Below are 9,779 nucleotides of genomic sequence, written 5' to 3'. Positions count from 1 at the left end.
CGGGACGAGGGCATCGTCCGCAACAAGGCGGTCCACATCGCGCTCGGCGTCCGGGCCGACGGGGCCAAGGAGATCCTGGGCCTCTGGCTCGAACAGAGCGAAGGCGCCAAGTTCTGGCTCCGCCCTGAAGGGCATCTACCGGGCGCTCGACGCCGAAGCCGGCCGGGCCGCGCTCGCAGCATTCGAGGAGGGCCTCTGGGGTCGGCGCTACCCGGCTATTGGGCAGAGCTGGCGGCGCGCCTGGAACGAGGTCGCGCCGTTCTATGCCTTCCACGCGACGTGCGCCGCATCCTCTACACCACAAACGCAATCGAGCCCCTGAACGCCAAGCTGCGCCGCGCCGTCCGGGCCAGGGCCACTTCCCAACCGACGACGCAGCCATGAAGCTGCTCTTCCTGGTCTTGAATCGAGCCGAGAAGGACTGGAAGATGCCGCCCCGTGAATGGTGCATGGCCAAGGCGCAGTTTGCCGTGCTCTTCGGCCAGCGCTTCACAAGGGCCATGGCGGCCTGATGTTCAACGCGCCGTTCGCACACGAAAATCCTGACAGTCCCTGCCGAAAACGACGCTGATCTGACCGATGAGGACCTTGGTCGGCGACATGCCGCGCTTCGCCAGGGCCGGTCTACCCTGCGAAGTCTTCGTCGAGGGACCCGGGATCTGGATCGATCGCGCCACCTCCTACCAGCCCGACGTCATCATCCAGTGCGGCCCTCGTCTGCCGGGCGATGCCCGCTTCGTCGACCGGCCGGTCGTGATCGTGGAAATCCTGTCGCCCTCGACGGCCTATCGCGATCTGGGTCGCAAGGCCCGCAACTACTTCCGGGTCGAGAGCGTCGCCCACTATCTCGTCGTGGATCCGGACGACCGCATCGTGTCACACCGGCGACGAGGCGAGGGCGGAGCGGTCGTATCGGAGGACCTTTCGGCAGGCGAGCTCATCCTCGATCCGCCGGGCCTGCGGATCCCGGTGGCGGATCTCCTGCCGCCGCCCGGTGCAGAGGGGCCATGAGAGTACGAATTGCCCTCCTCGCGCTCGCGGCAGCCTGCTGCACGGCAATCCCTGCCGTCGCAGCCTGCACCGCCCCGGCCCCTCCCGACCCGGCCGCCCGCCCGGCCAAGCTGCCTGCGCCCGTCAAGGGACCCTGCGTCGACAAGCAGCCCGGCACGCCTGGCTGCCTCGGCTGGGAAGCATACAAGTTCAACGACGAGGTGACGGCGTACAATGCGCAGGTGCCGGCCTTCAAAAGCGCCGCCGAAGCCTATGTCGCCAAGCTGAACGCCTATGTCACGGCTGCTGCCGCCTATGCCAAATGCGAGGTGGATGCGCTTAGGTGACCTGGGGGCCGAAGCCGTGCTCGACGCGACGCGTCCCGCTTGCTATCTGTTCTGATAGCATGGGCTTTGCGTCATGGCTCAGGTCCTCATTCGTAATCTCGACGAAGGCACGGTCGAGAGCTATCGCCAGAAGGCGAAGCTCAAGGGTATCTCCCTTGAGCAGGAACTTCGGAACGTGCTGGACGCCAATCGGCCGCTCACGCCTGCCGAGCGAGGCGCCCTCACCCGTTCCTTCCACGCTGAATTCAGTGACGTTCAGCCCTCGCTGACTGTGGACGAGATCCGCGAGGGACTTGAGTGAGGCTGTCGCTGGTGGTGGATGCCAGTGTCGCGGTGAAGTGGTTCGTTCGTGAAGAGCATTCCGACAGGGCGAGAGAACTAGCGGAAAGCGGAGCGCACCTGATCGCACCCAGGCTGATCCAGTTGGAAGTGGCAAACGCCCTTCGCCGAAAGGTGCGCGACAGGGTGATGGCGGCTGAGCAGGCGCTCGGGCGCATGGCTGTGCTCGCCTCCTACCTGGACCGGCTCGTCGACGAGCAGGATGTGCTGACCGCCGCCTTCATGAGGGCCGCGGCGCTCGATCACCCAATCTACGACCTGATCTATCTTGAGACGGCGCGCCGGTACGATGCCGTTATGGTGACGGCTGACCAACGGCTCGTTCAGAAGTTGGACGGGTTGGGCGATGGTCGACTGGTCCGGCAACTCGATCGCTGGGAAGCATCAAGGCCATGACCCTCTTCGCCCTGCCCGAGGACCAGGTCGCAATCCGCGACATGGCGCGCGACTTCGCGGCGGAGAAGATCGCTCCGTTTGCGCTCAGGTGGGACGAGGAGAAGCACTTCCCGGTCGAGGTCATGCGGGAGGCGGCGGCGCTCGGCATGGGCGGCGTCTATGTGCGGGAGGATGTCGGCGGCTCGGGACTGACCCGGCTCGACGCGGCGCTCATCTTCGAGGCCTTGGCCACCGGCTGCCCGACGACCTCCGCCTTCATCTCCATCCACAACATGGCGTCCTGGATGATCGACGCCTATGGCTCGGAGGAGCAGCGCCGGACCTGGCTGCCGCGGCTCTGCACGATGGAGCTCCTGGCAAGCTACGCCCTCACCGAGCCCGGCTCGGGCTCGGATGCGGCGGCGCTCCGTACGACGGCTCGGCGGGACGGCGCCCACTACGTCCTCAACGGCTCCAAGCAGTTCATCTCGGGCGCCGGTGCGGGGGATCTCTACGTCGTCATGGTGCGCACGGGCGTGGAGGGGCCCTCGGGCATCTCGACGCTGATCGTGGACGGGAATACGCCCGGCATCTCGCTCGGTGCGAACGAGCGCAAAATGGGCTGGAACGCCCAGCCGACGCGACAGGTGGTGTTCGAGGATTGCCGCGTCCCGGTGGCGAACCGCCTTGGCGAGGAGGGGATCGGCTTCAAGATCGCGATGGCCGGGCTCGATGGCGGCCGGCTGAACATCGGCGCCTGCTCGCTCGGCGGCGCCCAGGCCGCCCTCGCCAAGGCGCTCGCCTACATGCGCGAGCGCAAGGCGTTCGGGAAACGGCTGGACGAGTTCCAGGCCCTGCAGTTCCGCGTCGCCGACATGGCGACGGAGCTCGAGGCGGCGCGCACCTTCCTCTACTCCGCCGCGGCCGCCTACGACCGGAAGGACCCGAACGCGACCCGGCTCTGCGCCATGGCGAAGCGCTTCGCCACGGATGTCGGGTTCGAGGTCGCGAACCAGGCGCTGCAGCTGCACGGCGGGTACGGCTATCTCTCCGAATACGGGGTCGAGAAGATCGTCCGCGACCTGCGGGTGCATCAGATCCTGGAAGGCACCAACGAGATCATGCGGCTGATCGTGGCGAGGAGCCTGATCGGGCGCTGAGGCGGGTCGCTGGAAAGTGCGGCTTGATCTCGCGATTGACGAACCGGCCCTTCGAGTCCGCCGCAAGCAGCGCCTTCCATTTGGCGGCGGGCACCCCCGCATAGGCATAGGTCGCCCCGCCGGCGAAGGTCACGACGAGCTTGCGCCGCTTCGGATCGTAGTCGACCGCGTCGATTGCGGAGGATTCGACCGGCTTCATGGCTTGCCTGGCTTCCCCGGCTCTGGCTTGTGAACGCAAAGCATCGGGAGGAGTTCGGATGAGCAAGATCGCCTTCATCGGCCTCGGCAACATGGGCGGGCCGATGGCCGCCAACCTGGTCAAGGCCGGCCACGAGGTCACCGGGTTCGACCTCGTCGCCGCATCCTGCGACACCGCCAGGGCAGAGGGCGTCGCGATCGCCGCATCCGCCGCCGAGGCGGTCAGCAATGCCGAGATCGTCGTCACCATGCTGCCCGCGGGCAAGCACGTGATCTCCGTCTGGTCCGAGATCGCGCCGGCTGTCCGGTCCGGAGCGCTGATCGCCGATTGCTCGACCATCGACGTCGAAAGCGCCCGCCGCGCGCACGCCATCGCTGCCGAGCGTGGGCTTCTGTCCCTGGATGCGCCCGTCTCCGGGGGAACCGTGGGCGCGAAGGCCGCGACCCTCACCTTCATGGTGGGCGGCAGCGAGCAGGCCTTCGCGGTCGGTCAGCCGGTTCTCGCGCAGATGGGACGACGCGTCGTGCATTGCGGCGATGCGGGAGCCGGCCAGGCCGCCAAGATCTGCAACAACATGATCCTGGGCATCACCATGATCGGCATCTCGGAGGCTTTCGTCCTGGCCGAGAAGCTGGGCCTCTCGCACCAGGCGCTCTTCGACGTGGCCTCCACTTCGTCCGGCTCGTGCTGGGCGCTCACCACCCACTGCCCGGTGCCGGGGCCCGTGCCGACGAGCGCGGCGAATTACGACTATAGGCCGGGCTTCGCGACGGACCTGATGCTGAAGGATCTCAGGCTATCGCAGCAGGCGGCGCTCGCCTCCGGCGCCTTGACGCCGCTCGGGGCGGAGGCGGCGCAGATCTACGGCCTGTTTCAGGCCGCGGGCCACGGCGGAGACGATTATTCGGCCGTCATCAACTTCCTGCGCGGAGGAAGCGGAGCGGCCAAAGGGTAAGGCCTGGGTGTTGCACGGCTCCTACAGCCAGGACCGGAGGCGCTGACTAGGGTTCCTCGTCCCAGGGTACATGAGCCAGCGGCTCGCGAAAGGCCATGGCGCGCGCGCCCTCCATCGATCCGGCGAAAGATGCTGCCGCACTGCTTCGGCGGCTCGGCTTCGCGGTCCTCATGGTGATCCTGCCCGTCGTAGCGCTGTTCTCGCGCCGCGGTGTCGTGCTGTTCCTGCCGATCGGGGTCGCCCTTCTCGTGATGGCGAGCGTGCTGGATTGGGCATTCCGGCCATTACGCGACAGCGCCGAAAGGCTGTCCGGTTCCGCTGGCGTGCTTGCGGCTCTGTTCGGACTCTCCTGGGCGGCGCTGTCCCTGCTCTGGACTCCGGCTCCGGCCGCTGCCGCCGAGCGCCTGTTGGGGCTCTACGGCAGCCTGGGACTGGGGGCCGCCGCCTATCTGTCCTTGCCGGACCGGATGCGGGCCGCGAACCTCTACCTCATCCCGGTCGGCGTCGCGGTGGCCGCGATCGCCGTGATCGTGACGGCTTTCATGTTCCCGAGCCTGACCGAAGCGGAAGGTGAGGGCCGAAGCGTGATGCGAGGGCTCTCGGTGCTGGCGCTCCTAGGATGGCCGTCCATCGCGTGGCTGCGCTCGCGCAACCGGGACCTGGAGGCGATCTGTCTCGTCGTCGCGGTAGCGCTTGCCACGCTCGTCGGGCCGGAACCGGCGATCTCGGCCGCCTTCGCGGCTGGCGCGCTCGCCTATGTGGTCGTTGCGCTCGCGCCCGAGGCGGGCATCCTGCTCGCCCGCCTGATCATGCCGGGGATCGTTCTCCTTGCACCGCTCCTGCCGCTGATCCTCGCGCCCGTCTCCGGCTTTCTTCCCGATCCGGGTGCCTTTGCGGGCGCGCTCGCGGCCTGGAAGTCGCTCGTCTTCGCCGAACCGGCGCGCCTCGTCACCGGACATGGGTTCGGCGCCTTCATCCAGGCGCGCATCACCGGCGCGCTTCCGCCGGGCACGCCCGACATCGCGCTCGTCCATCTCTGGTACGATCTCGGCGCGGTGGGCGCACTCGCCGTGGCGGCCTCGATCTGGGCCGGGCTGCGCGGCGCGGCGGCCAGCTACGCGCCGCTTCTCCCCGGAGTTGCCGGCGCGGTCACGGCGGCCTTCTCGCTCGCCTGCGCCGGGGTGGGCAGCGGCCAGGCCTGGTGGCCGGCCTCCCTCGTGGTCCTGGTGATCGCGTTCGTAGGGTCACAGCGCGGCCAGTTCCGCACGCGGCGACCGCGCTTCCGGGAACTGCGGGTGTAGGCCGGACCTGCCAGCTTCACGCCTGCGGGGCCAGCAGCTATCGTCTGATCCGTGACAAAGCTTTCCGACCTGTCCGCGCTGGTGGACCGCGACGCGGAGGCCGCGCTCTCCTTTCTCCGGAAGCTCGTGCGGGTTCCCTCCGACAACCCGCCCGGCGATTGCGCTCCGCATGCCGAGGCCACGGCGAGGCTCCTGGAGGAGTTTGGCTTCAGGGTCGAACGCTACCCCGTCCCGGCCGATCTGGTGCGCCGGCACGGGATGATCTCGGCCACGAACCTCGTCGTGCGCCATCGGTTCGCGCACGGCCCAACCGTGGCCCTCAACGCCCATGGGGACGTGGTGCCGCCTGGCGAAGGCTGGAGTGTCGATCCCTATGCGGGCGAGATCCGGGACGGCTGGATGTACGGCCGCGGCGTGGCGGTCTCCAAATCCGACATCGCAACCTATGCCTTCGCCCTGAGGGCGCTCGTCGAGGGCGGCCGGCCGCTCGCCGGCGCGGTCGAGCTGCACATCACCTATGACGAGGAGGCTGGAGGCGAGATCGGGCCCGCCTGGCTCCTCCGCGAGGGGATCAGCAGGCCAGACTACGCCATCTGCCCCGGCTTCTCGTACGAGGTGGTGACGGCGCATAACGGCTGCCTGCATCTCGCCGTGGAGGTGCGGGGCAAGTCGGCCCATGCGGCGCGGCCCGAGACCGGTCGCGACGCGCTGCGCGCCGCAACCGACGTGCTCCGCCGCCTCTATGCCTATGCGGACGAGTTGAAGGAGCGGCGCTCGAACGTCCCGGGCATCGCGAGCCCGAGTTGCGTGGTCGGGCTCATCGAGGGCGGCATCAACACCAACGTCGTGCCTGACAAAGTCAGCTTCCGGCTCGACCGGCGCGTCACGCCCGAGGAGAATCCGGAGACGGTCGAACGCGAGTTGACGGCGCTGATCCGGGGCGCGGCTGCAGGGCACGAGGGTATCTTCGTCGAGATCCGCCGGATCCTCCTGGCGCGGGCCTTCGGACCGGTCCCCGGGGCGGATCGGCTCGCCGACATCGTATCGAGGCGCGCGACCGAGATCATGGGCGAGCCGGTTCCTACGGGCGGCGTGCCGCTCTACGCCGATGCGCGGCACTATTCGGAGGCCGGGGTCCCGACCGTGATGTACGGGGCAGGCCCGCGCACGCTGCTCGACGCCAATGCGCATCGGGCCGACGAGCGCATCCCGGTCGACTGCCTGGCGAAGGCGACGGCAGTGATCGCGCATGCGGTCGCCGACCTGCTGCAGCCCTGATCCTAGATGGAAAGCCTAGATGGCGGAGTTTCTCACGTGACGCGCGCTAATCTGACGATCGACCCCGACCGCCTCTGGGGAACCCTGATGGAGACGGCGGAGATCGGCGGAACGCCGAAGGGCGGCATCTGCCGTCTGGCGCTGACCGAGGAGGACCGGCGCGTGCGCGACTGGTTCGCGAAGGCCGCCCGCGACGCAGGGCTCGAACTCGGCATCGACCAGATGGGGACGATGTACGCGATCCGGCCGGGGCGCGATCCCTCGAAGAAGCCGATCGCCATGGGATCTCATCTCGACACGCAGCCGACCGGCGGCAAGTTCGATGGCATCCTGGGCGTGCTGGCGGGGCTGGAGGTCATGCGGACGCTGAACGACGCCGGGATCGAGACGGAGGCGCCGATCACGCTCGTGAACTGGACCAACGAGGAGGGCGCGCGCTTCGCGCCGGGCATGGTCGCCTCGGGCGTCTATGCCGGTGAAGTCGACCAGGCCTGGGCGATGGAGAGGCAGGACCGCGATGGTATCCGCTTCGGCGATGCGCTCGAAGCCATCGGCTATCGCGGCGCCGAGCCCGTTGGGCAGCGGCGGTTCGGTGCCATGGTCGAGCTCCATATCGAGCAGGGTCCGATCCTCGAGCAGGAAGGAAAGTCGATCGGCGTCGTCACGGCCGCGAAAGGCTCGATCTGGGCCGACGGCCGGGTGCTCGGCCGGGAGAGCCACGCGGGCTCGACCCCGATGGACATGCGCCGTGACGCCCTGATGGCGTTCGCCGAATTTGCCCTCGCGGCCGAGAGGATCGCACGCGAGAACGGCCCGGACGGGGTGGCGACGATCGGCGTCGTCGAGGCGCTTCCCGCCTCCCGCAACACGATCCCGGGCGAGGTTCGGTTCACCCTGGACTACCGCCATCCCGAAGCTGAGGCGCTCGGCCGCATGACGCAGGCGATCGATCAGGCCCTCGCGTCCATCGGTGCGGCCCGCCGGGTCGAGTTCGCCATCGACCGCTTCTGGAACAAGGCGCCGGTCGCGTTCGACGAGACCGTCTGCGCAGCGGTGCAGAATTCCGCCGCCGAGCTCGGCTATTCGTGCCGGACGATGACGTCCGGGCCCGGGCACGATGCCGTGCTGACCGCCTCCGTCGTCCCGACCGCGATGATCTTCGTGCCGTGCAAGGACGGGCTCAGCCACAACGAGGCCGAGAGCGCGACCAAGGAGGACTGCGCGGCGGGCGCCAACGTCCTGCTCCGGACCGTCCTGCAACTCGCGGGTTAGGGTCTGGCCGCCCGCAGGGGCATCGCTCGACCTGTCTCGACCGGGCCGCACAAGGTAATCTTCACGCCGCCATTCGATTCAAGCCGCGGCGAGCGCGGCCATCGCCCGTCCAGCGGGATCAGAATTCGCGGCGCGGAGCGGCGTAGGGCGATTTCTCGCGGGCCAGATAGGCGCCGAAGCCCTTCTCGCCTACGAGTTCCCCATCCTGGACCACGATACGGCCGCGCACCATCGTCACGACGGGCCAGCCCGTGATCTCGATCCCCTCGTAGGGCGTATAATCCGATCCGTCCTTCAAGAGGTCATGGGTCAGGGTTCGCCTTCGCTCCGGGTCCCAGATCGCGATGTCGGCATCCGACCCGATCGCGATCGTGCCCTTCCTCGGGTAGAGCCCATAGGTCTTGGCATGGTTCGTGGCCGATAGAGCCACGAACCGGTTCAGGTCGATCCGGCCCTTCGACACGCCTTCCGAAAAGAGGATCGGCAGCCGCGCCGCGACCCCCGGGATGCCGTTCGGCACCCAGCGGAAGCTCGTCCTGCTTTTCGGGTTCAGCTTTCCCGCCGGATCGTCATAGCGGAACGGGCAATGGTCGGACGAGAAGACGGAGAAGACGCCCGTCTCGAGCCCGCGCCAGCACGCCTCCTGACTGTCCTTGTCGCGCGGCGGCGGGGAGCAGACATATTTCGCACCCTCCATGTTGAGGCCTTCCAGGTCCTTCTCGGTCAGGACTAGGTATTGCGGGCAGGTCTCGCCATAGACCTTGAGGCCCTTGGCCTGCGCCCGGCGTATCTCCTCCATGGCCTCCCCGTTCGAGACATGGACGATCATGATCGGCACGTCGACGAGTTCGGCGAGCGAGATGGCCCGGTGGGTCGCCTCGCGCTCGACCGGGATAGGGCGGGAGACCGCGTGGTAGCGGGGGGCGACGTGGCCCTCGCGCTCGAGCTTGTCGACCAGGAAGCGGATCGCGTCGAAATTCTCGGCATGTATCATGACGAGAGCGCCGGTGCGGCGCGCGACCGACATCACCTGCAGCATCTCCATGTCCGACAGGGCCATGCCCTCATAGGTCATGAAGACCTTGAACGAGGTGTAGCCGTCCTCGACGAGCGCGGGCAGTTCCTGGCCGAGCACCTGATCGGTGGGGTCGGCGATGACGAGATGGAAGGAGACGTCGACGTAGCACTGGCCGTGGGCTTCGGCGTGATAGGCCTTGAGCGCCTCACGCAGGGTCTGGCCCTTCTGCTGCACGCAGAACGGCAGGACGGTCGTATTGCCACCGAAGGCCGCCGAGCGCGTGCCGCTTTCGAACCCGTCCGCCATGACAATGCCCGGCCCGGAGGGCTGGGCGAAGTGAACATGGCTATCGATTCCGCCCGGAAGAACGAGCAGCCCCGTCGCGTCGATCACCCGATCGGCGTCGCCCAGGTCCCGTCCGAGCGCAGCGATGAGTCCGTCCCTGATGCCGATGTCGCAGGCGAAGGTATCGGCGGCGGTCGCGACGGTGCCGCCGCGGATGATGGTATCGAAGCTCGGCATCTGGGGCTCGCCTGGCCGGGGTG

At 68.1% G+C, this 9,779-nt stretch carries 11 protein-coding genes and 1 pseudogene; 10 read left to right on the top strand and 2 right to left on the bottom strand.

Translation table 11 applies throughout. The annotated features are described in order from the left end of the window. From HJG44_RS17140 to HJG44_RS17115, 6 genes and pseudogenes are all read left to right on the top strand, one after another. Window positions 1-512 (top strand): annotated as a pseudogene (locus HJG44_RS17140) (transposase); the annotation flags it as partial. A 67-nt stretch (window positions 513-579) separates the two neighbouring features. Then, the gene (locus tag HJG44_RS17135) at window positions 580-1,011 is read left to right on the top strand and encodes a Uma2 family endonuclease (RefSeq protein ID WP_171219531.1); all 432 of its coding nucleotides are present in this window, start codon (window positions 580-582) and stop codon (window positions 1,009-1,011) included. Further along, window positions 1,008-1,337 carry a hypothetical protein gene (locus tag HJG44_RS17130; protein WP_171219530.1) on the top strand — a complete coding sequence of 110 codons (330 nt, stop codon included), beginning with the start codon at window positions 1,008-1,010 and terminating at the stop codon, window positions 1,335-1,337. Before HJG44_RS17135 ends, HJG44_RS17130 begins: the two co-directional genes overlap by 4 nt. A gap of 73 nt (window positions 1,338-1,410) precedes the next feature. Further along, window positions 1,411-1,638 (top strand): FitA-like ribbon-helix-helix domain-containing protein, encoded by a 228-nt coding sequence (locus HJG44_RS17125; protein WP_171219529.1) that lies wholly within the window; start codon window positions 1,411-1,413, stop codon window positions 1,636-1,638. After that, on the top strand, window positions 1,635-2,072 hold the full coding sequence (locus HJG44_RS17120) for a type II toxin-antitoxin system VapC family toxin (protein ID WP_346767189.1): 438 nt from the start codon (window positions 1,635-1,637) through the stop codon (window positions 2,070-2,072). Before HJG44_RS17125 ends, HJG44_RS17120 begins: the two co-directional genes overlap by 4 nt. Continuing rightward, window positions 2,069-3,211: an acyl-CoA dehydrogenase family protein gene (locus tag HJG44_RS17115; RefSeq protein WP_171219528.1), complete on the top strand. Its 1,143-nt coding sequence runs from the start codon at window positions 2,069-2,071 to the stop codon at window positions 3,209-3,211. The genes HJG44_RS17120 and HJG44_RS17115 overlap by 4 nt, the downstream gene beginning before the upstream one ends. Here HJG44_RS17115 and HJG44_RS17110 read toward each other — a convergent pair. Then, window positions 3,171-3,410 (bottom strand): KTSC domain-containing protein, encoded by a 240-nt coding sequence (locus tag HJG44_RS17110; RefSeq protein ID WP_171219527.1) that lies wholly within the window; start codon window positions 3,408-3,410, stop codon window positions 3,171-3,173. The two genes, HJG44_RS17115 and HJG44_RS17110, sit on opposite strands and share 41 nt — an antisense overlap. Window positions 3,411-3,468: 58 nt before the next feature. On the opposite strand from HJG44_RS17110, the gene mmsB reads away from it, so the two are divergent. The 4 genes from mmsB (at window position 3,469) to HJG44_RS17090 (ending at window position 8,216) form a co-directional block, all read left to right on the top strand. Continuing rightward, entirely contained in the window at window positions 3,469-4,365 is an 897-nt protein-coding gene (gene mmsB, locus HJG44_RS17105; protein ID WP_171219526.1) for a 3-hydroxyisobutyrate dehydrogenase, read from the top strand. Between the two features lie 95 nt (window positions 4,366-4,460). Continuing rightward, entirely contained in the window at window positions 4,461-5,666 is a 1,206-nt protein-coding gene (locus HJG44_RS17100; RefSeq protein ID WP_171219525.1) for a peptide ABC transporter permease, read from the top strand. Window positions 5,667-5,717: 51 nt separating this feature from the next. Beyond that, on the top strand, window positions 5,718-6,944 hold the full coding sequence (locus HJG44_RS17095; RefSeq protein WP_171219524.1) for an ArgE/DapE family deacylase: 1,227 nt from the start codon (window positions 5,718-5,720) through the stop codon (window positions 6,942-6,944). Between the two features lie 36 nt (window positions 6,945-6,980). After that, the gene (locus tag HJG44_RS17090; protein WP_171219523.1) at window positions 6,981-8,216 is read left to right on the top strand and encodes an allantoate amidohydrolase; all 1,236 of its coding nucleotides are present in this window, start codon (window positions 6,981-6,983) and stop codon (window positions 8,214-8,216) included. Between the two features lie 118 nt (window positions 8,217-8,334). Here HJG44_RS17090 and hydA read toward each other — a convergent pair whose 3' ends face one another. Further along, the gene (hydA, locus tag HJG44_RS17085; RefSeq protein ID WP_171219522.1) at window positions 8,335-9,756 is read right to left on the bottom strand and encodes a dihydropyrimidinase; all 1,422 of its coding nucleotides are present in this window, start codon (window positions 9,754-9,756) and stop codon (window positions 8,335-8,337) included. Between the last annotated feature and the right edge of the window lie 23 nt (window positions 9,757-9,779).

The organism is Enterovirga aerilata, assembly GCF_013044135.1.
In the GTDB taxonomy this organism is placed as follows: Bacteria; Pseudomonadota; Alphaproteobacteria; order Rhizobiales; family Beijerinckiaceae; genus Enterovirga; species Enterovirga aerilata.
This window is presented reverse-complemented; position numbering and strand designations above follow the sequence as displayed.

Coding starts and splice junctions, on each gene's coding strand:
- HJG44_RS17115 (WP_171219528.1), top strand. CDS start 2,069: ATGACCCTCTTCGCCCTGCCCGAGGACCAGGTCGCAATCCGCGACATG.
- mmsB (WP_171219526.1), top strand. CDS start 3,469: ATGAGCAAGATCGCCTTCATCGGCCTCGGCAACATGGGCGGGCCGATG.
- HJG44_RS17130 (WP_171219530.1), top strand. CDS start 1,008: ATGAGAGTACGAATTGCCCTCCTCGCGCTCGCGGCAGCCTGCTGCACG.
- hydA (WP_171219522.1), bottom strand. CDS start 9,756: ATGCCGAGCTTCGATACCATCATCCGCGGCGGCACCGTCGCGACCGCC.
- HJG44_RS17110 (WP_171219527.1), bottom strand. CDS start 3,410: ATGAAGCCGGTCGAATCCTCCGCAATCGACGCGGTCGACTACGATCCG.
- HJG44_RS17135 (WP_171219531.1), top strand. CDS start 580: ATGAGGACCTTGGTCGGCGACATGCCGCGCTTCGCCAGGGCCGGTCTA.
- HJG44_RS17125 (WP_171219529.1), top strand. CDS start 1,411: ATGGCTCAGGTCCTCATTCGTAATCTCGACGAAGGCACGGTCGAGAGC.
- HJG44_RS17100 (WP_171219525.1), top strand. CDS start 4,461: ATGGCGCGCGCGCCCTCCATCGATCCGGCGAAAGATGCTGCCGCACTG.